28 protein-coding genes are annotated in these 23,112 nt (G+C 69.3%); 22 read left to right on the top strand and 6 right to left on the bottom strand.

Going from position 1 to position 23,112, the window contains the following annotated elements; all coding sequences use genetic code 11:
- Positions 1–482 precede the first annotated feature (482 nt).
- The gene (locus tag ACZ49B_RS31905) at positions 483–1,997 is read left to right on the top strand and encodes a PIN domain-containing protein (protein WP_468312638.1); all 1,515 of its coding nucleotides are present in this window, start codon (positions 483–485) and stop codon (positions 1,995–1,997) included.
- A gap of 81 nt (positions 1,998–2,078) precedes the next feature.
- On the opposite strand, the gene ACZ49B_RS31900 is transcribed toward ACZ49B_RS31905, so the two are convergent.
- Positions 2,079–2,897: a class I SAM-dependent methyltransferase gene (locus tag ACZ49B_RS31900; RefSeq protein ID WP_468312635.1), complete on the bottom strand. Its 819-nt coding sequence runs from the start codon at positions 2,895–2,897 to the stop codon at positions 2,079–2,081.
- 58 nt (positions 2,898–2,955) lie between these two features.
- Between ACZ49B_RS31900 and ACZ49B_RS31895 the strand changes: the two genes are divergently transcribed.
- The 7 genes from ACZ49B_RS31895 (at position 2,956) to ACZ49B_RS31865 (ending at position 6,837) form a co-directional block, all read left to right on the top strand.
- Positions 2,956–3,672 carry a GntR family transcriptional regulator gene (locus tag ACZ49B_RS31895; RefSeq protein WP_386175166.1) on the top strand — a complete coding sequence of 239 codons (717 nt, stop codon included), beginning with the start codon at positions 2,956–2,958 and terminating at the stop codon, positions 3,670–3,672.
- Positions 3,673–4,214: 542 nt separating this feature from the next.
- Positions 4,215–4,484, top strand: coding sequence for a DUF6284 family protein (locus ACZ49B_RS31890; RefSeq protein ID WP_468312632.1), 270 nt, complete (start codon positions 4,215–4,217; stop codon positions 4,482–4,484).
- Complete coding sequence (locus ACZ49B_RS31885; protein ID WP_468312629.1) at positions 4,481–4,753, top strand: hypothetical protein; 273 nt, start codon at positions 4,481–4,483, stop codon at positions 4,751–4,753. Before ACZ49B_RS31890 ends, ACZ49B_RS31885 begins: the two co-directional genes overlap by 4 nt.
- Positions 4,750–5,604 carry a hypothetical protein gene (locus tag ACZ49B_RS31880; RefSeq protein ID WP_468312626.1) on the top strand — a complete coding sequence of 285 codons (855 nt, stop codon included), beginning with the start codon at positions 4,750–4,752 and terminating at the stop codon, positions 5,602–5,604. Before ACZ49B_RS31885 ends, ACZ49B_RS31880 begins: the two co-directional genes overlap by 4 nt.
- On the top strand, positions 5,604–5,948 hold the full coding sequence (locus ACZ49B_RS31875) for an RRQRL motif-containing zinc-binding protein (protein WP_468312623.1): 345 nt from the start codon (positions 5,604–5,606) through the stop codon (positions 5,946–5,948). Before ACZ49B_RS31880 ends, ACZ49B_RS31875 begins: the two co-directional genes overlap by 1 nt.
- A 36-nt stretch (positions 5,949–5,984) precedes the next feature.
- Positions 5,985–6,620, top strand: a complete 636-nt coding sequence (locus tag ACZ49B_RS31870) for a hypothetical protein (protein ID WP_468312620.1) — start codon at positions 5,985–5,987, stop codon at positions 6,618–6,620.
- A gap of 1 nt (position 6,621) precedes the next feature.
- Complete coding sequence (locus tag ACZ49B_RS31865) at positions 6,622–6,837, top strand: hypothetical protein (RefSeq protein ID WP_389381784.1); 216 nt, start codon at positions 6,622–6,624, stop codon at positions 6,835–6,837.
- A 383-nt stretch (positions 6,838–7,220) separates the two neighbouring features.
- On the opposite strand, the gene ACZ49B_RS31860 is transcribed toward ACZ49B_RS31865, so the two are convergent.
- A complete protein-coding gene (locus tag ACZ49B_RS31860) occupies positions 7,221–7,418 on the bottom strand; it encodes a hypothetical protein (RefSeq protein WP_468312618.1) in 198 nt (65 codons plus the stop codon).
- 37 nt (positions 7,419–7,455) lie between these two features.
- On the opposite strand from ACZ49B_RS31860, the gene ACZ49B_RS31855 reads away from it, so the two are divergent.
- The 13 genes from ACZ49B_RS31855 (at position 7,456) to ACZ49B_RS31795 (ending at position 18,631) form a co-directional block, all read left to right on the top strand.
- Entirely contained in the window at positions 7,456–7,926 is a 471-nt protein-coding gene (locus ACZ49B_RS31855; RefSeq protein WP_468312616.1) for a hypothetical protein, read from the top strand.
- Between the two features lie 11 nt (positions 7,927–7,937).
- Positions 7,938–8,330 carry a hypothetical protein gene (locus ACZ49B_RS31850; RefSeq protein WP_468312613.1) on the top strand — a complete coding sequence of 131 codons (393 nt, stop codon included), beginning with the start codon at positions 7,938–7,940 and terminating at the stop codon, positions 8,328–8,330.
- Positions 8,331–8,343: 13 nt separating this feature from the next.
- Entirely contained in the window at positions 8,344–10,503 is a 2,160-nt protein-coding gene (locus ACZ49B_RS31845; RefSeq protein ID WP_468312610.1) for a hypothetical protein, read from the top strand.
- Positions 10,500–10,955 (top strand): DUF6197 family protein, encoded by a 456-nt coding sequence (locus ACZ49B_RS31840; RefSeq protein WP_468312607.1) that lies wholly within the window; start codon positions 10,500–10,502, stop codon positions 10,953–10,955. The genes ACZ49B_RS31845 and ACZ49B_RS31840 overlap by 4 nt, the downstream gene beginning before the upstream one ends.
- A gap of 14 nt (positions 10,956–10,969) precedes the next feature.
- Entirely contained in the window at positions 10,970–11,134 is a 165-nt protein-coding gene (locus ACZ49B_RS31835; protein WP_468312605.1) for a hypothetical protein, read from the top strand.
- A 112-nt stretch (positions 11,135–11,246) separates the two neighbouring features.
- Positions 11,247–11,417, top strand: coding sequence for a hypothetical protein (locus tag ACZ49B_RS31830; protein ID WP_468312602.1), 171 nt, complete (start codon positions 11,247–11,249; stop codon positions 11,415–11,417).
- Positions 11,418–11,497: 80 nt separating this feature from the next.
- On the top strand, positions 11,498–12,382 hold the full coding sequence (locus ACZ49B_RS31825) for a bifunctional DNA primase/polymerase (RefSeq protein ID WP_468312599.1): 885 nt from the start codon (positions 11,498–11,500) through the stop codon (positions 12,380–12,382).
- On the top strand, positions 12,379–12,693 hold the full coding sequence (locus ACZ49B_RS31820; RefSeq protein WP_468312596.1) for a hypothetical protein: 315 nt from the start codon (positions 12,379–12,381) through the stop codon (positions 12,691–12,693). Before ACZ49B_RS31825 ends, ACZ49B_RS31820 begins: the two co-directional genes overlap by 4 nt.
- Positions 12,690–14,234 (top strand): YfjI family protein, encoded by a 1,545-nt coding sequence (locus ACZ49B_RS31815; protein ID WP_468312594.1) that lies wholly within the window; start codon positions 12,690–12,692, stop codon positions 14,232–14,234. Before ACZ49B_RS31820 ends, ACZ49B_RS31815 begins: the two co-directional genes overlap by 4 nt.
- Positions 14,235–14,588: 354 nt before the next feature.
- Complete coding sequence (locus tag ACZ49B_RS31810) at positions 14,589–14,825, top strand: helix-turn-helix transcriptional regulator (protein WP_468312591.1); 237 nt, start codon at positions 14,589–14,591, stop codon at positions 14,823–14,825.
- Between the two features lie 69 nt (positions 14,826–14,894).
- Positions 14,895–16,154, top strand: coding sequence for a tyrosine-type recombinase/integrase (locus ACZ49B_RS31805; protein WP_468312588.1), 1,260 nt, complete (start codon positions 14,895–14,897; stop codon positions 16,152–16,154).
- A 294-nt stretch (positions 16,155–16,448) separates the two neighbouring features.
- A complete protein-coding gene (locus ACZ49B_RS31800; RefSeq protein WP_468312586.1) occupies positions 16,449–18,086 on the top strand; it encodes a penicillin-binding transpeptidase domain-containing protein in 1,638 nt (545 codons plus the stop codon).
- 71 nt (positions 18,087–18,157) lie between these two features.
- Positions 18,158–18,631, top strand: coding sequence for a YbaK/EbsC family protein (locus ACZ49B_RS31795; protein ID WP_468312583.1), 474 nt, complete (start codon positions 18,158–18,160; stop codon positions 18,629–18,631).
- Between the two features lie 34 nt (positions 18,632–18,665).
- Here ACZ49B_RS31795 and ACZ49B_RS31790 read toward each other — a convergent pair whose 3' ends face one another.
- From ACZ49B_RS31790 to ACZ49B_RS31775, 4 genes are read right to left on the bottom strand one after another with little or no spacing between them, the layout of a single operon-like run.
- On the bottom strand, positions 18,666–19,844 hold the full coding sequence (locus ACZ49B_RS31790; protein ID WP_468312581.1) for a serine hydrolase domain-containing protein: 1,179 nt from the start codon (positions 19,842–19,844) through the stop codon (positions 18,666–18,668).
- Between the two features lie 28 nt (positions 19,845–19,872).
- Positions 19,873–20,643, bottom strand: a complete 771-nt coding sequence (locus tag ACZ49B_RS31785; protein ID WP_468312578.1) for an energy-coupling factor ABC transporter ATP-binding protein — start codon at positions 20,641–20,643, stop codon at positions 19,873–19,875.
- On the bottom strand, positions 20,631–21,404 hold the full coding sequence (gene cbiQ / locus ACZ49B_RS31780; RefSeq protein WP_468312575.1) for a cobalt ECF transporter T component CbiQ: 774 nt from the start codon (positions 21,402–21,404) through the stop codon (positions 20,631–20,633). Before cbiQ ends, ACZ49B_RS31785 begins: the two co-directional genes overlap by 13 nt.
- Before the next feature lies 1 nt (position 21,405).
- Positions 21,406–22,473, bottom strand: coding sequence for an energy-coupling factor ABC transporter permease (locus tag ACZ49B_RS31775; RefSeq protein WP_468312572.1), 1,068 nt, complete (start codon positions 22,471–22,473; stop codon positions 21,406–21,408).
- A 181-nt stretch (positions 22,474–22,654) separates the two neighbouring features.
- Between ACZ49B_RS31775 and ACZ49B_RS31770 the strand changes: the two genes are divergently transcribed.
- Positions 22,655–23,086 carry an SsgA family sporulation/cell division regulator gene (locus ACZ49B_RS31770; protein ID WP_468312570.1) on the top strand — a complete coding sequence of 144 codons (432 nt, stop codon included), beginning with the start codon at positions 22,655–22,657 and terminating at the stop codon, positions 23,084–23,086.
- Positions 23,087–23,112: the final 26 nt, after the last annotated feature.

Here is a 23,112-nt window from a genome sequence, read left to right as displayed (position 1 = left end):
CATCTGGAACTTCATCTATTTCTGGCCGATCTACACGGGCCAGTCCATCCCGATGGACTCGTGGCGCGGTCGGATGTGGATGGACAGCTGGGTCTAGCAGGCAAAACGACGGGCCCGGCACCTGATGGTGCTGGGCCCGCGGTGGTCATTGTTGGTGGTTGTCGGTCGCCTTGGGCCACCGCTGGACGGCCCCCAGACGGCCCAGAGGCCAGGCAGCCGACGGGTACGCGCTCCTGGTTTGCGTCGCGCTGCGCCATCGCCGCCCGAACAGGGAACAGATCACGCATGGCGTCCCACCGCGATCGTCTCCATAGGTCGTCCTGATCTTGGTCTCGGAGGCATGACCGCGCAGCAGATCAGCGCGGTCATCGAAATTCCCCATTCCTTCTGCTGAATCCTCAGGCACGCTGCGAGACTGTCAGCGACCTCGGCCCGGCCGTCGCCGGGCACACGACTAGTGGTGAGGCCGAAGAGGGGGACACGTGATCATTCTTGACACGAACGCCGTGCATGACCTTGATCCACACGGAAGCCGCGCGGACCTAATTCGCATGCTGCGCAAGGTCGGCCTACCCATTGCCATCCCGTGGGTGGTACTTGAAGAACTTACGGCACACAAACTCTACGAATATCAGCGCCACTTCGAACTCATGTTGCGCAACCACAAAGCCCTGACCGACCTAGAACCGAACCTCTCCGGGCCCGCACCGAAATTCGAGGGAGAAAAATTCGCAACTCATTGGCGTAAGCAATATTCGGAAGTCTTCGAAACGATACCAACCAAAGAAAGCGCACTGAAGGCTGCGGTCCTGCGCGAGGCTGCGTGCATGAAACCCGCAAAGATGGATAAGAGTAAGAAATCCGGCGGCCGCGATGTGGCCGTATGGTTCTCCATACTCGACTACTTGGACGACCATTCCGAATCAGAGATTCACTTCGTAACTAACAACACCACAGACTTCGGCGAACCGGAAACTTGGCCCTTCCCACTCGACATAGACCTGAAAGGAAAGGCTCATCGAGTAAAGCAGCTTCTCGATTTCGAGGAGGTCCTAAAAGAATTCACCGAGAAAGCCGAACCCCCGCAGCACATTGAAGAGAAGCTGACCACTCGACTCACCAGCGGGGAATCAAACGCCATCCTCAGCGCGGAGGCATGGAGGGCTCTTGCCAAAAATTACGCCTACCGCGCTGGCCGGAACATACCGCCCGGAGTCCTGGTAAGGGTCGCCCCCGAGAGCATGCGCCCTGTGGAGTGCCGCCGGATCGGAGACTCAGTATGGTTCTGGGCTGCCGTGAAGTGGCAGGTCTACGCGATCCAGAGCGGTCTCGACGACCCTTTCATCGCGACGTGGGACACATCCATACTGTTCCCCGAGGACGAAGGTGCCGATATTTCAGTGCTCCGAAGGGGACGTCTCACCGAACTTCCGGTGGACGGACTGATGGAGTCCATGAAAGACAGAATCATGGAGGACATGCTTTCCTTTAACCAACACCCGATTGGCGCGCACGAATCGCCCATCAGCCAGCAAATGCAACAGGAAATACATTCGAGCGAACTCCGGCGACGGAATGTACGGGCAGTACGAGATTATGCAGCCAGGCTCGATAATCCACTCTTCTATTCTCAGAGCGTCTTCGCAGCTCTGACAAGAACAGTCGGGAACGCAGAGTACACTGACGGGCCTGAGGACCACGGAGTAGATGCGAGAGTATCGATAGCCGAGGGCAATATTGCCGTCGTCGTGAAAGCCGGACGCAGGCAATTCTCCATTGTCGACCTCAGAGCCGCGTACGGGATTCCCCGCGAACTCGGTGACGGCGTTGTCATAGTAACCAGCCGCCCACTGGCCCAAAGCGTGGCTCGGCACCTTAGGGAAATATCGGACATCGAGTCTCGCCCGCTTGAAATCGTACAGTGGATCGACCCGTCAGACGATGACGAGCTGGAAGACGCTTTTAGCTCCGTTCGCTACCGACTGGCCAACTGCTAATCGGGACGCCGAAGACAGTCAGTACGGGCAGCCCCGGAGGACCGCCCGTACTGTTATCGCTAATCAGAGTTTGGACACCAGTTAACCATTTCCGACAGGTACCCGCCCCAAGGCAAGAAGGTGCGAGCTCGCCGCAAGCAACTCGGGATAGGGCTCAGCCATGCGGGCGGCCGTGAGCACGGAGGCGAACAGATCGTCCGACGGCGGGGCGCCGGTCTGCTGCTCGACGGCCTTCAGAGCCGACCATGCGGGGCCCTCGATGCCGAAGATCTGGACGTCCTGGAGGCCCGCGTCGCGCATCTCTTGTGCCAGTTCCTCTGCCCGATGGAAGTAGGCCAAGGTGAATCCGCGCTTCCCGTCATGCATGGCCGTGCGGAGGATCGACCCGATCGACGCTTGCATGCGCTCCGTGTGGAGGTGCGCGTACGTGACGTGCTCGAAGATCGACGCGTACCGGTTGATCGCAGCCGCAGCCACGAGTCCGCCAGGCCGTGCAACGCGACGAGCCTCGGAGAGGGCGGCGTGCCGGTCCTCGGTATCTGGCAGGTGGTACAGCGGGCCGAGAACCTGAACGACGTCGTAAGACGCGTCTGCGGCGGTGAGCTGACGCGCGTCCCCCAGCTCGGCGGAGCACACCTTCGCGGCCTGCTCGACGTGACGGGCCACCGGATCGATGAGCGTCACTTCGTAGCCGGCGTCCACCAGCCACTCAGCGTGGATGCCAGCCCCGCCTCCCACATCCAGCACTCGGGCAGGGGCAGGGGGCAGGAACCTGCGCAGGATTTCCTGCGTACGGAGCAGTTCAAGGCGCCCGTCGGCTGAGGTGTTCAGCCGGGCGCTCTCATCGACGACCTGGGAGTAGAAGTGCTCGACCTCGGGCGCTAGCTCTGGTTTCGACATGAGGGAAGTATCCTGTGTACCGGTGGACCAGTCCACCGCTGCTACCGATTGGGGAGTCATGGCGCTGCTGAAGTACGAGGAGATCGCCGAATCCCTGCGGTCCCGGATCGCCGCAGGGGAGTTCGCCCCGGGTGACACCGTGCCGTCCGGGCGGGATCTGGCCGAGCAATGGTCCGTTTCGCGAGCGACTGCGATCAAGGCCATGGACGTTCTGCGGAACGACGGCGTGGTTGAGGCCCGACAGGGAACCGGCTTCATCGTCACGGAGACACCGGTGGCCCGGCCGGCGGGCGCGCGTCAAGCGGGCTCGGCACGCGTGACGGGTGGCTTGCCGTTCCTGCGCGTAGGGGCCCCGGACTGGGTGGTTCCCCCTGCTCACGTAGCTGAGGCACTCCGAATCGATCCTGCCGCAGAAGCCCTACGCCGGGTACGCGTGCTGCAACTGCCGGACGGCAGCCCGCACAGCTACGTCGTGGCGTGGTTCCCGCCCGACATCGCGGGGGCCTCGCCCCGCCTCGCACAGACCGCGCCGATCGCGGAGGGAACAACGCGCTACGTTCGGCGTCAGACTGGCCGCTTCCCCGTAGAGGGAACGGACGCAACATCGGTGCGACTGGCTTCGGCAGATGAGTGCGAGCATCTGGCCCTTTCGGAGCCCGCCGCCGTCGCTGTCCTCCTGCACACGGCGTATGACCAGGAAGGTCGGCCGCTGGTCTGCGAGGAGGGTGTTACCCCCGGAAGTCTCTACGAGCGGGTGGACACCTACTCGATGTAGCGCCTACCCAGAGGAAGCTGGACCGGTCCGCCGGTCCAGCTTTTTTTGCTCTCCAGAGCCCTGATCAGCCAATACGCGGAGACTCGAAGGAAATTGACGTGGAGTCACTTGACTAGACCGGTCCACCGGTCCAGTCTTTGGTCATGGCCGCAAGCCAGACCGCCTCTTCGGGGGTGGGGCTGCTGCGCCATGCCGTGAGGCCAGTGCCCGGAGGGCCCCCGCAAGGGATCAGCTCGAAGGAAGCGTCGGCTCTTTGAGAACTGAACAGAGTGCCAGCCCAGCCACTTGCACACGGGTGGTCGATGGGCTAGATCGCTGCCTCCGGTGGAGGCAGCCTGCGCGGCCATGCGCCGCGTGTTCGTCTTCCGCGGCCGCAGTTGGTCGCGGCGGCTGCCTCCTCCGCCTGTCCGTCGCCGCTGCGGCGTACGGGCGGGGTTGCAGGGAGCCGAGTACATCCGCTCCACCCGCAACGCAGTGCAGCCCCCGGCGTTCCCGCGCCGAGGGCTGCTGAGTCCCGTTCCTCTACAGAAGGAGCAAGACCCATGAAGTCCATCGCTGCACTTCAGGACGTTGTTACGCCGTGGTCCGACGGTCTGGAGCCGTCGGACGCGGAGCTGAACGCGATCGAGGCCGAGATGCCCGTCGTGCTGGCCGAGGTCGAGTTGCTGGACGCGCTGATCGTCCTGCTGGACCGGCCCGCGTCGGAGTTCGACGGCCGCCGGATCCGCCGGGCCCACCACCGGGTGCTGTCCGCCCGCCGGGACGCGGCCAACCGCGCCGCCAGCATGCAGGTCCCGGGGGACGCGGCATGAACGAGCGCACCGAAGCGGCTCACGCCGACCTGCTGGACGCAATCGTGGAAGCGCTGAGTGTGCCGCTCCCGTCGATCGCCGAGGCGGACGAACGCCTCTACTACCGGCTGCTGGAACGCCGGGCCCTGGCTGTGCGGATCATCGTGGCATCGAACCGCGCCGTCAGCCGGGACCCGCGGCTGGCGGCGGACGCGATCCGCACCCGGACCGCCGAGGAGCCCGTCACCTACACCCTGTTCGAGCCGGACAAAGACGGGGGCGAGTGGTGAACGCCCGTGCGCCCCTGGAACAGATCGCTGTTCTGACGGGTCTGTTGTCGCGGCTGACGCGGGTCCTGGTGGCCGTCGCGTCCGTGGCGCTGGTCTTCACCGCATCGAACGTGACGATGTTCGCCATCAATCACCACGTCTCCGTGTGGATCGCGTGGCTGCTCGATCCGATGGTGGCGGTCGCGCTCGGCACAGTCCTGATCTTCGACGGGCACCTGTCGGAGTACGGCCTGTACCCGTCCGGATGGGCGACTGTGCTGCGCTGGTTCGCCGGTCTCGGAACCTGGGTGATGAACTGCTGGACGTCGCTGTGGCCGGCGGGATCCTCCTTCGGGATCCCCCGGCAGGTGGACCCGGCCGGTCTCGTCCTCCACTCCGTCCCCCCGGTCCTCCTGATCGTTCTTGCCGAGGCCATCAGCCACTACCGGCACCAGATCCTCGCGAAAATCACCGATCTGCAAGCCCAGGTGGACGCCCTGGTGGACGAGGTGGAAACCACCCCCGCCCCCACCCCGTCCACCCCGCCCACCGACCCCGCGCCCATGGCCGTGACGCCAGAACCCGTGGCCGCGCCTGTACAGCCGATTCCCCAGGTCATCTGCGGTGACGGGCAGGTGTTCCACCCCCTCTTCCCCCTGCCGTCCACCGGCGCCCACCGCAAGGAACTGGAACCGGCCCGGCTGTCGGCTGAAGAGGCTGCGAACGTGATCCGCGACTGCTGGGTGCAAGGCCTGTCCCTGCCGGAGGCGGCCCGGCTTTCCACCCGTTCCACCTCCTACGTCCACAAGATCTACCAGCGCCTGAACGAGGACCGCCAAGCCCGCGACGTCCTCACCGTGGCGGTGTCCTGATGGCCCCCGCCACCGTGCCCCTCTACCGGTGGCGCCTCGCCCCCGACGGGCTCGCCACCCGCCGGCAACTCCGCACGCTCGGCCTGCGCCCCGGCGGCCAGGACGTCGCCGCACAGCTCGAGCGGCCCCGCCGCCGACACGGCCCACTGGTCGCCTACCTCTACCGGATCGACCTGGCCCGCCCTGTCCGGCCGATGACCGCCCGCCGGGCCGCGGCCCTCGCGAAGGCCAATGCCGCACGCCGCTGGTGCCCCACCTGCCGCCGCGATGCCGGGTACGTGATCCCGGCCTCGCTCGGCATGTGCACCCCGTGCGCGTACCCCTCATCCGACCAGCACGTCTGACCTGCACCGCCCAAGTAATGGAAGGGAGGAACCGCCATGTCCGGAATCGACTGGGACCACGAGTTCACCCGCCTGAACGCCGAAGCCCCGGAGAAGCCCAGCACGTCGTCCAAGTTCTCCGCCACGATCGGCAAGCTCGGCGGGGTCCGCCGCAACACCGCCGCACTCGCCGTGTGCGGCACGATCGCCGTCCTCGCGGTGTGCGGCACGGTCGTGGCCGTCACCAGCATGCAGGGCGACCAGGCCGCCCAAGACCGTGCGCGGGCCAAGGAGAAGGCCGCGAACGCCCTGGTGGAGGCAGAGGCCGACAAGCAGCGCGCGCAGACCGAGGAAGCCGCGGCCAAGACCCTCTACGAACGGGAGATGACCGTCTACCAGGAGTGCATGAAGATCCGCGCGGCGGCCGTCGCTAAGGCCGCCTCCTGGGAGGTCTCCAAGGTCCCCGGCTGCACCGCCCCGACGCTCGGCGGCGGTACGGCCTCCAAGGCCATGGAAGAGGACACCGGGGCCGGCGGCTCCCTCACCTCCGGCCCGTGGCTGTGGGTGGCGCTCGTCGGCGTCGGCGGGCTCGTCGCCTACAAAAAGCTCTCCGCGTCCTCCGGTTCCAGCTCCGGAGCGAGCGTGATCGCCTCCGTGAACAACAAGGGATTCACCTTCGAGAAGGGTGCGTGAGATGACGCTCCAGTTCTTCGCCCTGGCCCTGTTCTGCTGGGCGCTGTTCTTCACCTTCAAGAAGACCAAGGGAAAGCAGATGGCGATCTGCCTGATGCTGATCGTCTCCGGGATCTTCCTGCCGTACACGCCGTTCAGTGACGAGATCCGCAGCACCCTCGAATCCGTCTTCAACACGGCGAACACCACGGTCAACAACATCGGAACATCACGCTAGGTGATGTCCGTGCCGGTTACCGGTTACCGGTTACAGCCCGCAGACGCACGGTTCTGACCGCACTGGGGGCCCGAACCGCCGTCCGCAGGGCCTGTAACCGGTAACCGGTAACTGCCTCCAACTACACAGTGTCACCTATGGAGGGTCGTGGAACTCCTCGTTCTCCTCGCCATCACCTACCTCGTAGGCGTCGACAACACCCACGGCAAATACGAGAAGGCGGGAATCAAAAAGCCCCCGCCGAAACCGAATGCGAAATGGTCACCGACCAGGGCACCGGACACCTTCCGAAACGCCGCCTACAACGCAGCCGCAAAAACTCATTACGGGCTTCTCGCGGGTGCGCACTGGGCCGGGGGACTTCGGGATGGGTGGCGTTCCGCCTACCTGAAGAAGCCGGGCACCAAGCCTTCCGGTTCGGCTTCCGCCCAGCCTGCGCAGGGGCCCTCCGCGCCTGCCTCGGGGGCGACCGTGCCGCCGAAGCCGACCACACCCCCGACACCGCCGCCCACTCCGCCCACCACCGCCCCGCCGCCGGGGCCGACGATCCCGCCGCCCGGCACGATCCCGCAGCCCCGCACCGTCCCGCTCCCCGACCACGTCAGGAAGGACCCCGCGATGCAGCCCAACCCGCCCGTTCCGCACACCGCGACCGTCGACGCCAACGGCGTCCACGTCACCACGGCCGCCGGCAAGAGCCGCACCTACAGCGGCGGTGAGGTCATGACCCTCACGCAGGTCATCGACCTCGCAGAAGGCGCGGCCACCCTGTGCCAGTCCAGCACCGACACATGCCTGGAACTCGTCGACGAGTCCACCCAGCTCGCCGCGGACTGCGACGTCCTGATCGCCGACATCACGGAGAAGGGCGTCGGCGACAACCTGATCGGCAAGTGCGAGCACCTCAAGGAACAGCTCGACCTCCAGGCCGCCGCCGCCCAGAAGCTGCACGACCAGATCCAGGGCGGCGAGGAAGAGTGCCGGACCGCGTCCGCGAACGCCGAGGTCCGGCACGGCCAGATCTTCCGGGCCGTCGCGGACTCCCCGCTGACCAAGCCCGCCGAACGCGACTTCTACAACGCCCGATAGGGGAAGCCCGCATGTCTGCCACCGAATCCCTCAAGGACGCCGCCACGTACGCGGCCCTGCGCACCAAGTTGGCCTGGCTCACCCACCAGGTCCACTCCCATGCCGACACGGTCACCAAGCTCGCGGCCGAGGTCGATGAGACCGCGGAGCAGATGCAGGACGCCGCCGAGACGATGAAGGCGCTGGCCGTGGACGACGCCACCACCGCCGAGTTCGCGGACGCGGCGCTGGCCATGACCGGCGCGAAGGACGCGGCCGGCGCCTACACCGCCGCGGCGGAAACTGCGGCCGCGGCCGCCGACGACGCGAAGACCACCACGGAGTCCGACCACGGCGGCATCGCGGATGCCGTGGACACGTCCCCGGTCGAGATGGCCGAAGCCGCCTTCTACACCCAGCCGTAAGGAGAGCCGGACCATGGGGCCGACCCGAGCACAGTTCATCCAGTACGCGCCCGCCGCCCTCGCCGTGGCATCCGTGTCCGCCGGCCCCTGGTCCGCCCTCGCCGCCGCAGCGGCCGGAGCGGGGGCCTGGGCCATCGACGCCTCCGCCCCCGCCCTGCGCTCCCTGATCGCCTGCGGCATCACCGCCACCGGCTGCGGCATCGCCGCCCACCAGATCCTGGCGAGCGGAATGGATCCACTGTTCGCCCTCGGGCTGGCGGTGCCAGCCGGAGCGGCAATCCTCGCCCACCACCGCAACACCGCTGGTGCACTACCCGCCCTGCCCGCCACGATCGCGGCGGGGGAGTCTTCGCAGGCGCAGGTGATCACGGCGTGGTGGGCGGAGTTCATCTGCGGCCCGACCCAGACCGAGGGCCGCAAGCTCATCCAGCCCGGCGCCAGCCTCGCGCACCTCACCCTCGACGTCGGCGAGGACCACGTGTCCTTCACTGGGATCATCACCCTCCCCCAGGGACAGCAGGTGAGGGTGAAGGCGGCAGACATCGCCTCCGTCTACGGAGTCCCCGTCTGCCAGGTGGAGATGGGAGACCCCAAGCACTACGCCCCCAACGCCCTGCCCGTGACGGTGCACCTCAAGCAGCCGTCGGCGGCGCCCGCCATGGTGGCCAGTACGCCGACGTCTCCGGAGGAGCTGTGGGCCGCGCACGTCGCCGTCCCGGACGGCGCGATGCCCGGAACCACGCTGACCCTCACCCGCTTTGACGGGCCGCTGGACTGGGAGGGCATCGCCACCCGCGACCGCAAGGCCATCGGAACCGTCAACCTGCAAGACCTCGCGGCGAACCTTGCCCTCTCCACCATCCAGATCGCTCTGGCCCCCACCGAGAAGCCCTCGCAGATGGGCGTGCGCGTGATGAAGGAGCACGCGCTGATGCACGGCACGATGCTCTCCACGGTCGTCGGCGAACTGGCCATGGACTCACGCGGCTACGTCCGCCTCGGCACCTACATCGACGGCCAGGCCGCCCTTGTCCCCCTAGCGCAGTCGGGTTCCGGTGCCCGCCACCTCTACCTCGTCGGCGGGTCCCGCTCCGGGAAGTCCGGAGTGCTGGAACAGCTCCTGCTCTCGGCCCACAAGTCTCGTATCGCGGTGATCCTGGCCTCGCCGCAGGCCGGCACCATCGCCGGAGCCCCGCTCGCCGCCCACTGCGGCGACGGGCTCGACGAGGCGATGGGCGCCCTGCGCCTTGCCTACGCGCTGATGCTGGACCGCGAGGCCCGCTACCGCACCCCGTCCTTCCCCTTCACCGACCCGCTCGTCCTGATCGTCATCGACGAAGCACACATGCTGCTGTCGGCCTCCTCCCAGTACCACGCGGAGGCCAAAGCGATCGTCGAGCAGCTCACCCGCCGGTCCCTCAAGCGCGGGATCGGCGTGGTCCTGGCCACCCAGACCCCCCTGGCCGAAGACCTCGGCAACTCCTCGATCATCCGCTCCCAGCTCCTGATTGGCGGCGGAGCGGTGTTCCTGCGCTGCGCCAAGGGCCAGGGCTCCCTGGTAGGCGCGAACGCGGTCCAGGGCGCTGAGGGCATCGACCTGTCGATGATCCCCGACTCCTGGCCCGGCCAGGCCAAAAGGGTCGCCGACCGGGACATGAGCGGCCTGGACACCACGGCGGTCGCCCACCCCGAGGACGCCACCTTCGGCCTCGGCTACCTGTTGACCCCCGGCTCGCAGGCCGTCCAGTTCCGCTCCCTCTACCTGGACGTCCCGCCCGTCTCCCTCGCAGGGGACGCGACGCCCGTCGCCGTTGAGGACTGCCAAGCCTGGCGCCTGCGCGAGGCGATCACGCACACGCCGGTGGTCGACCAGCGAGGCAAGAACCTGATCGGCAGCCTCTCCGACCTCCTTACCAAAGCCCAGCACGGGACATCCCCACTGCCGCCACAGCGGGTCCAGACCGACCCCACCAGCCCCGCACCCGCGGGGGACGGACAGGAGCTGATCAAGCCGAGAATCCTCGAACTGCTGACGGAGGGATCCATGCCTATGACCGCCGAGATCATCGCCCGAAAGCTGGGCACGTCCGCGAACAAGATCAAGCCGCGCCTGTCCGAGCTGAAGAAGCGAGGCGAGGTCACCAACGAGAACGGACTGTGGAGGGCCGCATGAACCGCACTGCAACCGAGTTCACCCCTATCGACCTGGACCTGTACGCGAAAGCGTTCCAGCTCCTCGACCCCACACCGGAACCCGTCGAGCCTGCGGCCCCCGCCGCTCCCACCCCGGTATCCCTGATCCTCGCCGCCGAGCCCGTACACCGGCCCGGCCCGGTCGAGAAGACTCTCACCGACGCCCTCACCTTCCTCGACACCCACGGCTGGGCCAAACACCGCCTCATCCACCCCGAGGGCGCCCGTTGCTCCATCGGCGCCCTGCGCGCCGCCGCCGGCGCCCGCAACGCCGCCTACCGCGACGCCGGCAACCTCCTCCTGGACGAAGCCCGCCGCCAGCACGGCCAGCACTGGGAGGCGATCCCGGCCTGGAACGACTCCCACACCGGACCGCAGGTCCGCAGCGTCTGGGAAGCCGCCATCCAGCGCGCCCACCACCAGAACATCTAAGGCTGGAGCCGTCCGTGTCGTTCTCGTTCACCGACCCCAAACCAGACCGCAACCGCTCCGACCGCTCCTTCACCTTCACCGAACCGGCGGACGTAGAAGAGAAGCTCCAGACGATCACCGATCTCGCCCACGAAATCCTCCGCCTCACCGCCGAGGTACGCGCGCAGATCCGCAGCTGAGCACGCCCAGCAGAAACGACGAGGGCGGCCCCGTCTCACCAGAGTCCGGGCCGCCCTCACCCGTGTCCGGGCGCGCCACCGGCACCCTCAACAACCGCTGAAAGGCGACCGCGTGAACCAGCCCTTGACCGAGCGCGTCGCCGACGCGCTCGCCCTCCTCACCGGAACACGCACCATCCGCTGCCCGCACACCGGATGCAGGGTCTCGGTCCGCTACCGCCACGTCACCCCCGACGAGGCCAAGCGCCTGACCGACCTGGCCACCGACCACACCCGCCACTGAGAACAGCGAGGGCGGCCCCGTCTCGCCAAAGCCGGGCCGCCCTCATCTCCCGATCGACTCAAGACCTGGAGGTCTCCAGCATGACCCAACAGATGCTGCCCGCGCACCTGCGCGTCGCGCTCGACCTCGCCCACCGGGGCGTGCCCGTACTGCCGTTACGAGCCGACAAGGGCCCCATGGGCAACTGCTCCGTCTGCCGTGACAACGCCTGCGGTGGTCGCCCCAGCATGAAGGTGCCCGGCCCCTGCCAGTGCCCGGCACCTTGCCACGCATGGGCAGCGGCCAGCACGGATGCCAGCCTGCTGACCTCGACCGCATGGCGTCCCGCGTGGCGTCAGGCGGGCGCGGTCGGCTACCACCCTGGCGGGGCCGGGATGACCGTGGTTGACCTCGACAACCCGGCCGCAGTCACCTGGGCCCACCAGACCCTGCCCGCCACCCGCACCGTGAACAGCACCCGCGGCCAGCACTGGATCTACCGAGGCACCATGACCTCCGCGAACGGCGTGCGGCCCGGCGTGGACATCAAGTCCACCATGTCCTACGCCCGCTGGCTGGGGCCCGGCACCGGCACCACGGCGCTCCTGCCCGATGCCGTCCGCGCCCTCGCGGCGAAGGAAGAGGCCACCCCGGCCCCAGGGGTGGGGGTGGCCTCTTCCTCTCCGGTCCGCGCCACGTGGGACCGCCACGTGGCCACCGGGTGCCGCCATACCGAGACCTACGTCCGTATCGGACTCACCACCGGCCTGGCCAAGGTCAGGGCCTGCGTGAAGTCCGGGGCCGGATCGCAGGCCTTCGCCGTGGCCCGCTTCATCGCAGCGCAGCACACGGCCTGCCCCGGCCCCTGCGGGCTGGCTCTCCTCGGGGAGCAGGTCACGGCCGCCGCAGTCTCCGTCGGCGTCCCCGAGCCGTACGCAGAACGCGCCGTCCTCCGAGGCTTCGCCGCGGCCGGGGCAGTCGCATGACCACCGCCGACCAGTACCCCGCCGAACCGGCCCCCGCCCCGGACTCGAGTAGCGCGCCGAAGGTCGTCGCCGAAGGCGTCCTTTCATCTGTTCGCCCTGACCCGCACGCCGACGACGGACGCCGGCCCGTCGCCTGGCTCCACATTGTCGCCCCGCCCTCGTACGAAGCCAGCCCGAGCGTCCGCTCCTGGTGCTCCTGCGGGCGCGACCTCTTCGCCGTCGGACGCGCCCGCGTCCTTGCGCTCATCGCCGACCACGAAGAGCACCGCACCTCTTGCCCCCGCCTCACCCAGCGAAGGGAAGCCGCATGAGTCCGTACGACCCTGAGCTGTGGGAAGGGTTCGATCAGATGACCCCGGAGGACATCACCGGGCGGCACGGGTGGGACGAGCCCGTCCCCCTCAACCCCCGCGGACGGCTCCCCACCTTCCCCGTGGACGCCCTGCCCGACTGGCTCGCCGCCATGACGGCCGGCGTCGCGGAAGAGACGCAGACGCCCGTCGACCTCGCCGGGTGTCTGGCTCTCGCCGTCGTCGGTGCCGCCGCCGGAGGGCGCCTTACCGTGACCGTGCGCGGGCAGTGGAGCGAGCCGGTCAACCTCTACACCGCCGTCGCCCTGCCGCCCGGCAACCGCAAGAGCGCCGTGTTCGGCCTCATGACCAAGCCCCTTTTGGCCGCGGAGAAAGCCCTCATCGAGCTCACGGCGCCCCAGCGTGCTGAAGCCGCCGCCTCCGCGCGGATCGCGAAGGCCGCGGCCGAGAGGGCCGAGAAGATGGCAGCCAACGCCGACGCCGAGAAGCTGGCCGGCCTGACCGCCCAGGCAATCTCTCTGTCTGAGGCAGCCGAGCGGGCCGTCGTCCCGGTCGAGCCGCAGCTCGTCGCAGACGATGTCACAGCCGAGAGCCTGACCAGCCTCCTCGCGCAGCAGGACGGGCGGATCGCGATCCTGTCGCCCGAGGGTGAGATCTTCGAGATCATCGCCGGGCGATACTCCGGCGTCCCGAACATGGGGATCTTCCTCAAGGGCCACGCCGGAGACATGGCCCGCGTCAACCGCCAGGCACGGGACGCCCAGTACATCGAGAACCCCGCCATCACCATGGGCCTGGCCGTACAGCCGGACGTCCTGGACTCCATCGGCCAGATCAAGGGCGCCGACGGACGCGGCCTGCTCGCCCGATTCCTCTATTCCAAGCCCGAATCCCTCGTCGGCTACCGCAACCTCACCCCCGAACTCCTCAGCCCCGACACCGCCGACACCTACGCTCGCAAGCTCGGGAGCCTGGCCCTGACCCTCGCGGCCTGGACCGAGACCGCCGAACTCACCCTCACCCCTGAGGCGGACGCCGTCCTCCTCGCCTACCAGCGCGTCACCGAATCCCGCCTCCGCAAGGACGGGAGCCTCGCGCCGATCGTGAACTGGGCCAGCAAGCGCGACGGCGCCGTCGCCCGCATCGCAGGCCTCCTCCACCTCGCCGCCCACCCCGAGGACGCCTGGACCCGTCCGATCACCGCCGAAACCATGGCCGCCGCCACCCGACTCGGGGACTACTTCACCGCCCACGCCCTCGACGTCTTCAACGCCATGAAGGCCGACCCCGCCCAGGAAGCCGCCCACACGGTCCTGACCCACCTGACCGAGACCCGCACCGCCGCCTTCACCAAACGCGACCTCTTCCGCGCGATGCCCCGCAGCGAGTTCCCCGCCATGGGCGACCTCGACCCCGCCCTGGACCTCCTGGAGGAACACGGCTGGGTCCGCCAGCAGCCCCCGCCGCCCCGCACCACACGCGGCGGCCGGCCGCCCTCCCCCCGCTACGAGACCCACCCCCGCATCACCCCCGCCGCCTGAAAACCCCCGAAACCTCTGACAGAACTGACAGAACCTCCCGACCAGCCGCCTGACCTGCGGAAACGAGCACTTTCGGAGCTCTGACAAAACCTCCGAAAACTCTGACAGAACTCCAAAAACCTCGCCGCGGGCGAGCCGCACGGTCTGACAGAACCGAGGTTTTCGAGGTTCTGTCAGAGTTTTTTGAGGTTTTGTCACGCGGCCCGGACCACCCAAAACCACAGGTCAGAGGCCACATGGCGAGGTTCTGTCAGTTCTGTCAGTACTTTCCTGGGTTTTCGCGCCCAGGACCGAGCTGCAGGAGCCTCCGGCACCTCGGACATACGCGTGCCCATCCGACCCGCCGGAGGAGCAATGCCCGCCCAAAGCGACCCCCGCGCGATCCTGCGCGGCGGACTCCCCGACCGCTACCTCAACCCCGACGACGTCGCTGAAATCCTCGATGTCCCCGTAGAGACCCTCTACCAGTGGCGCAAGAAGCGCACCGGGCCGCCTGGATTCCGTGTCGGCAAGCACACCCGCTACGACCCCGTCGACCTCTACGACTGGATCGCCGAACAGAAGCGCAAGGACATCAGCCAAGCCGCCTAACCCACCACCCGATCAGCGAGGGCGGGCCCAACAGGGCCCGCCCTCAGCGCTTCCCCAGAAAGGCCTCACGTGGCAGGCCACATCCAAGACCGCTGGTTCAAGACCGAGACCGGGCCCGACGGTGAGAGCCGCCGAGTGAAGAGCGGCCGACACGGCACCGGACTGCGCTACCGCGCCCGGTACATCGGCCCGGATGGCTCCGAGACGTCCAAGTCGTTTCCCGACAAGCAGAAGCGCTTGGCCGAACAGTGGCTTAACGAGACGGCCGCCGACATGGCTCGCGGCCAGTACGTCGACCCCCGCGCTGGTCGCATCACCTTCCGACAGTTCGCCGAGAAGTGGGTGGCCACCCACACGACCGAGATCAACAGCCGTGAGGCGGCCGAACGTCGGCTGAGGCTTCACGCGTTCCCGCATATCGGCAACCGCCCCATGCCGTCGTTTCAGCCGGGACACATCCGTACGTGGCTGGGCGCACTGGAGCGGAACGGCCTGGCTGCGTCCCACCGGCGCATCATCTTCGGGACCATCTCCGCAGCTTTCACCGCCGCAGTGGACGACGGGCTGATCACCAAGAACCCGTGCCGAGCACGATCCGTACAGGTCCCGAAGCCCGAAAAGGTCCGCGTCACTCCCTGGACTCCCACGCAGGTGCTGGCTGTACGCGCCGCGCTGCCGGAGCATCTCCGGACGGCGGTGGACCCCGCTGCGGGGTGCGGGCTGCGCCAGGGCGAGGTTTTCGGGCTCTCCGAAGAGGAACTGGACTACGAGGGCGAGTGGATCCATGTGGGGCACCAGCTCAAGCGCATCCGGGGAAAGTACGTGTTCGCGCTCCCCAAGGGAGGCAAGACGCGTTCGGTTCCCCTGCCCCGATCGGTGGCGGCCGCCCTCGTGGCTCACTCGAAGCTGCATCCACCCGTCCGCATCACTCTGCCCTGGCGGACACCAGAGGGTCCGCCCGTGACGAAATCGCTCCTGTTCACCGGGACCGGGGGCAGCTTCGTCCGGGTGAGCTACTTCAACGACTTCATGTGGAAGCCCGCTCTGGCCCTTGCAGGGATCATCCCGCCGGCCGAGGAGGGCAAGCGCTTCGTCGCCTCACCTCACGACGGGATGCACGCCCTGAGGCACTTCTACGCGTCCGTACTCCTGGACGCGGGCGAGAGCATCCGGGCTCTGAGCCAGTACCTCGGGCATGCCGATCCGGGCTTCACCCTGCGCACTTACACCCACCTGATGCCAAGCAGTGAGAGCCGGACCCGGAAGGCCGTTGACGGGCTGTTCGACGGCCCCAATGAGCATGATCACGGCCCAGAGACGGCCCAGTAACCGCCCGATGGCCCTGGCTGACTCGGTTTTACCTGGTCAGGGCCATGTATGGGCTGATGCGCGGGACTTCATCTATTTCTGGCCGATCTACACGGGCCAGTCCATCCCGATGGACTCGTGGCGCGGTCGGATGTGGATGGACAGCTGGGTCTGAGAGGGGGCCGGGGGCGGCAGGATCCGAGGGGTTCCGGTCCGGTAACAACCTGCGCAACACCCGCTCGCACAGCGTAAGGTCCGCACCAGAGGTTCTTTGAACATGTTCAGAGAACGGGGGAACGGGTGGAGGGAACTGACGTGAACGGGGCGGCGAAGGGTGCCATCGTCGGCGGGGTGTTTCTCGCGATGGTCGGCGGGGCCGGGTACGGGGTGTACGCGCTGGTCGGGGACAGCGGCGGCGACGGCAAGGGCGGCGGCGGCTCCGCCGTCCAGGCCGCGAAGGGCAGCGGGCCGGTCACCGACAAGGAGGCCGCGCAGACGGCGAAGGCCTTCTTCGCCGCCTGGGCGGCCGGGGACGCGGGCGCGGCCGCGGAGTTGACGAACAACGTGCAGGCCGCGCAGACGGCCGTGGCCGACTACCGGGCGAAGGCCTACGTGTCCAAGGCCGTGATCACTCCGGGGACGCAGACGGGTACGACCATCCCGTTCAGCGTTTCCGCGGAGGTCACGTACGGGGGCACCAGCAAGCCGCTCGCGTACGAGTCGAAGCTGACCGTGGTGCGCGGGGTGACCAGCGGGAAGCCGCTCGTCGACTGGCAGGCCTCGGTGATCCACCCGCAGTTGCAGAAGGACGAGAAGCTGCGCGCGGGCGCCCCGCCGTCCCCACCGGTCAAGGCCGTGGACCGCAACGGCGAGGAGCTGAGCGCCGAGAAGTACCCCTCGCTGCGGCCGGTCCTCGACCAGTTGCGCCAGACGTACGGCGGCAAGGTGGGCGGCAAGGCCGGGGCCGAGCTGTGGATCGAGCCGCTCGCGCAGGACGCGCCGAAGCGGACCCTGCTGACGCTGGTGGAGGGCGAGCCGAGCACGCTGAAGACGTACCTGGACGCCAAGGTGCAGGCGGCGGCCGAGAAGGCCGTCGCCAAGTACCCGGAGTCCTCGGTGGTCGCCGTCCAGCCGAGCAACGGGCACGTCCTGGCCGTCGCCAACAACCGCAAGGACGGGTTCAACGCGGCGATGGAGGGGCGGCGGGCGCCCGGCTCGACGTGGAAGATCGTGACCGCGGCGATGCTGATCGACCGGGGCAAGGCGGCGGCCGACCAGCCCGCGGAGTGCACCAAGGACGCTTCCTGGGGCGGCCGCACCTTCCACAACCTCGGCAACATCGATTTGCCCGGCGCGAACTTCGCGACCAGCTTCGCCAAGTCCTGCAACACCGCCTTCATCAAGCAGATCGACAACGTCGACGACGACGCGGCGCTGGCGAAGGAGGCCCGGGAGGTCTTCGGTCTCGGGCTGGACTGGAAGACGGGCATCCGCTCGACCGACGGCCAGGTGCCGGAGGCGACGGGCGCGGAGGCGGCCGCCGCGTACATCGGTCAGGGCCGGATCACCATGAATCCGCTGAACGTCGCCTCCTTCACCGCCACCGCGGTCAACGGGACCTTCCGCCAGCCGCTGCTCGTCTCGCCGGAGCTCGACGGGCGGCCCGTCGCGCAGGCCCTGCGGCGGATGAAGCCGTCGGTGCAGCAGCAGCTGGTACGGATGATGAAGCTGACGGCGACCAGCGGCACGGCCCGGGAGGCGATGAGCTCGGTGGGCGGCTCCGACAAGGGAGCCAAGACCGGCTCGGCGGAGGTCGACGGCGCGGGCAACCCGGACAGCTGGTTCACGGGCTTCAGCAGGGACGTGGCCGCGGCGGCGATGGTCGAGGCCGGCGGCCACGGCGGCGATGCGGCCGGCCCGATCGTGGCGACGGTCCTGAACGCGGGTTCCTGACCCGGCACCGCTGCGGAGGTGGCGCCGGAAAGGGCGTCGCGGGGATGGCCGCCGGGCGTTAGCGTGCCCGCATGACGACCAGCACCCATCCCCGCTTCGCGGAAGCCCTGGCCGAGCTGGGGCTCGACGTGACCGTACGTACGTTCCCGGACGGCACCCGGACCGCCGCCGACGCGGCGGCCGCGATCGGCTGTGAGCTCGGTCAGATCGCGAAGTCGCTGATCTTCGCAGCGGACGGGGTGCCCGTGCTGGTCCTGATGGACGGGGCCTCGCGGGTGGACGTGGACGCGGTACGCCGGGAGCTCGGCGCGCAGAAGGTCACCCGGGCGGATGCGGCGCTGGTCCGCGAGACCACGGGCTACGCGATCGGCGGCGTCCCGCCCTTCGGGCACCGGATCCGGACCCGGGTGCTGGCGGACCGGTCACTGCTGGCCCACGACGTGGTCTGGGCAGCGGCGGGAACCCCGCACTCGGTGTTCCCGATGGCCCCGCAGGACCTGATCACCCACGCGGGCGCCACCCTGACCGACGTCCGCGAACGCTGACCGCGACGGCGCGTCCCGCTGCGCCCGGACGGGGTCAGAGTGCGGACTGGACGGCTCGGAGCAGCGACTGGGCCCGCGGGTCGGCGGTGACCGACTTGGCGTGGGCGTTCGTCACGTAGCCGAAGCCGATCCCCGCCTCCGGATCCGCGAAGCCCAGCGAGCCACCCCGCCCGGGGTGACCGAACGACGCCGGGGACAGCAGCGGCGAGGCGGGGCCGTGCAGCATGTGGCCGGGGCCGAAGCGCGTGTTGACCACCAGCACCCGGTCCGGCCCGGACGAGAGCTCCGTACCCGCCAGCCGGACCGTCTCCGGGGTGAACAGCCGCGCACCGTCCTCCGTGTCGCCCAGCAGGGCCGCGTACAGGCCGGCCAGGCCGCGCGCCGTGCCGATGCCCGCAGACGCCGGGAGTTCGGCCGCCCGGAACGCCGGGTCGTTCTCGTCGGGCAGCGGGGTGATCGCCGCGAACGCCCGCCGGGTCGGCGAGGACGGGTCCGCCCACGCCTCCGTAACGTTTCTCCGGGGGCGGGTCCGAAGACCCCCCGCCGCCTGCGGCGGGTCCACCGGGCCCACCCGGCCGACGCGCCCCGTCTCCGCCTCCGGAAGGCCGATCCAGAACTCCAGGCCCCGCGGGCCCGTGACCTCCTGGGCCAGCCACTGTCCGATCGAGGCCCCCGTCACCCGCAGCACCAGCTCCGACAGCAGCCAGCTGTACGTCTGCGCGTGGTAGCCGTGCGCGGAGCCCGGCTCCCAGAAGGCCTGCTGCTCGGCGACCGCACGCGCCCCGGAGATCCCGTCCACCGCCTCGGCGGGGGTCAGCGGAGCGTCCAGCGCCGGCACCCCGGCCCGGTGCGCGAGCAGGTCCCGGACCAGCGTCCGCTCCTTGCCGCCCGCCTTGAACTCCGGCCAGTACGCCCCCACGGGCGCGTCCAGGTCCAGCAGCCCGCGCTGGTGCAGCAGCAGCGGTACGACGGCGGCCACGCCCTTGGTGGCCGAGCGCACCACCTGTGCGGTCCCGGCCGCCCACGGCTCGCCGCCGTCGCCGTCGCCGTCACCGCCGTCGACGTCCTTCGGGCCCGCCCACAGGTCCACGACCTTCCGGCCGTCCCGGTACACGGCCACCGCCGCGCCCCGGTCCCCGAGCACCTCGAAATTGCGCACGAAGGCATCCCGGACGGCCTCGAAGCCCTCCGCCACCTCACCCTGGATGTTCACGAGCGGTCCAACAATCGCCTGATCCGACTTATGCCACCGATACGGTACGCGGGTCGAAGCCGAACGGGAGCTCCAGCCGGTGGGCCCGCATCAGCTCCTCGTCGCACAGCAGGTCCTGCGTGCGCCCGTCGGCCGCGATGACGCCCTCGCTGAGGACCACCGCGCGCGGGCACAGCTCCAGCGCGTACGGCAGGTCGTGGGTCACCATCAGCACCGTCACGTCCAGCGAGCGCAGGATGTCCGCGAGCTCGCGCCGCGAGGCCGGGTCCAGGTTGGAGGAGGGCTCGTCCAGGACCAGGATCTCCGGCCGCATGGCCAGTACGGTCGCGACCGCGACCCGGCGGCGCTGCCCGAACGACAGGTGGTGCGGCGGCCGGTCCGCGAAGGCCTCCATGCCGACCTGCTCCAGCGCCTCGCGGACCCGCGTCTCCAGCTCCGCACCCCGCATCCCGGCCGCCGCCGGGCCGAAGGCCACGTCCTCGCGCACGGTCGGCATGAACAGCTGGTCGTCCGGGTCCTGGAAGACGATGCCGACCCGGCGCCGGATCTCGGCGAAGTTCCGCTTCTCGACCGGCAGCCCGGCCACCGCCACCGTCCCGACCCCCCCGCCGAGGATGCCGTTGAGGTGCAGCACCAGCGTGGTCTTGCCGGCGCCGTTCGGGCCGAGCAGTGCCACCCGCTCGCCCTGGGCGACGGTCAGGTCCACCCCGAAGAGGGCCTGGTGCCCGTCCGGGTAGGCGTACGCGAGGCCGGAGACTTCGAGGGAAGGCGCAGGAGTCACAGCAGTCACAGAATCCATCCCATCAGACAGACGGCGAGCGCCGCCGCCGGGAGTACGGCCGCGTACGCCCACTGGGCGCGGGTGGCCACGACGTCGTCGATCACCGGCATCGAGCCGGCGTAACCGCGGCTGACCATCGCGAGGTGGACCCGCTCACCGCGTTCGTAGGAGCGGATGAACAGGGCTCCGGCGGTTTTGGCCAGCACCCCCCAGTGCCGGATGCCGCGGGCCTCGAACCCGCGCGAGCGCCGGGCGATCGACATCCGCCGCAGCTCGTCGGTGATCACGTCGCCGTACCGGATCATGAAGGAGGCGATCTGCACCAGCAGCGGCGGCAGCTTCAGCTGCTGGAGCCCGAGCAGCAGCGCCCGCAGTTCGGTGGTCGAGGCGAGCAGAACGGAGGCGGCCACTCCGAGGGTGCCCTTGGCCAGCACGTTCCAGGCGCCCCACAGGCCCGAGACGCTGAGCGACATGCCGAGTCCGCCGACGCCGACGCTGACCCGCTCGCCCTGCGCCACGAACGGCATGAGCACGGCGAACGCCACGAACGGGACCTCGATCAGCAGCCGCCGCAGCAGGAACCCGGCCGGAATCCGGGCCGCGGCCGCGACCGCCGCGATCAGGACGGCGTACAGCCCGAAGGCCCACACCGCCTCGCGCGGGGTGGACACGACGACCACGACGAAGGCGAAGGCCGCGGCCAGCTTGCAGTGCGGCGGCAGCGCGTGGACCGGCGAGTGCCCGTGCCGGTAGAGCTTGTGGGCGTGGCCCGCGCCCACCTCAGGCCGCCGTGGTCGAGACGGCCCCGGCGGCCGTCAGGTCGTCCGCGCGACGGCGGCGCACGGTCCAGAAGATCCCGGTGCCGACGGCGACGGTCGCGCCGACGCCGATGACTCCGGCGAGGCCGCCAGAGAGGCGGGCGTCGTCGACGTCCTTGACGCTGTAGTCGGCGAGCGGGGAGCCGGCGGCGGCGTGCTCCTTCACGTTCTGGTCGATGCCCTTGTCGGCGGCGACCTTCTCGAGGCCGTCGGGGCTGGCGGAGGCGTAGAAGGAGACGAAGCCGGCCAGTACGAGGGCGGTGACCAGGCCGGTGATCCACACGGGCTTCGTCGACCGGGCGGCCGCGGGCACGGGCACCGCAGCCGGTGCCGCGGCCGGAGCGTCGACCAGCTCGCCGCCGACGCGCAGCTTCAGCGGCGCGGCCAGTCCGCGCGCCCCGTGGACCAGGTCCGGCCGTACGGCCAGTACGGCGCCCACGGTCGCGGCGGTGATCACGGCCTCGCCGATGCCGATCAGCACGTGCACGCCGACCATGGCGGTGAACACCTTGCCGAGCGGGACGTCGGTGGTCCCGCCGAGGGCGTACAGGAGGGTGAACGTGACGGCCGCGCCGGGCACCGAGAGCAGCGCTCCGGCGAAGGCGGCGACGGTGACCGAGCGCCGGGTGTCCGGCAGCAGCTTCAGCAGCCCGCGGAAGACGGCGTAGGCGATGACCACGGTCACGACGCCCATGGTCATGACGTTGACGCCGAGGGCGGTCAGCCCGCCGTCGGCGAACAGGACGCCCTGCATGAGCAGCACCACGGACACGCACAGCACGCCCGTGTAGGGGCCGACGAGGATCGCGGCGAGCGCCCCGCCCAGCAGGTGTCCGCTGGTGCCGGCGGCGACCGGGAAATTCAGCATCTGGACGGCGAAGATGAACGCGGCGACGAGTCCGGCGAGCGGCGCCGCCCGCTCGTCGAGTTCTCGGCGGGCGCCGCGCAGGCTGACGGCTACCGCGCCTGCGGCGGCGACACCTGCGGCGATGGAGACGGGGGCGTCGATGAAGCCGTCGGGCACATGCATGGGGCTGCTCCGCTTCCTGCGGTCTTTGAGCTGGCAAAGTCTTTAACCGCTCAAGAATAGTGCCCAATTGCAAACCCTTGGCAAGAGCGTCCGCGTCACAAATACTGCCGCGCAGATTCGTGGGAATGTGCGAGGCTGGGGGCAATACGGACTCATATGTTCCGATTAGAGGAGTCTTGTCGTGTCAGCCACCGCCGAGAATCCCCCTACGGCCTCGGCCGCCACCGCCGTCGCCACAGCCGCCGTCGCCACAGCCGTCGTCGCCGCCGCCGTCGAGGAACGCGTCACCGCCCGCGTGATCACCGACGACCCCCTCTACCGGAAGATCCCGGTCGCCCTGCGCTTCGCCCCCGCCGAGCCGCTCGCCGTACGGATCGTCTTCCCCGCCGGGCTCTCCCCCGAGGGCACCGACAACGAGTGGGTCTTCCCGCGGGCCCTCCTCGAGGCGGGCCTCCAGGCCCCGACCGGCACCGGCGACGTACGCGTCTGGCCCTGCGGCCGCGTCCAGGCGGTCGTCGAGTTCCACTCCCCCGAGGGCGTCGCGGTGATCCAGTTCGACATCGCCGCGCTGCGGCGCTTCCTGCGCCGCACGAACGCCCCCGTCACCCGGTAGGCGTAACGGGACCCGGCGAACCGGGA

The sequence above is a fragment of the Streptomyces sp. NPDC031132 genome, from assembly GCF_055570595.1.
Note: the sequence above shows the minus strand (reverse complement) of the source record. Positions and strands in the feature narration are given on the sequence as shown.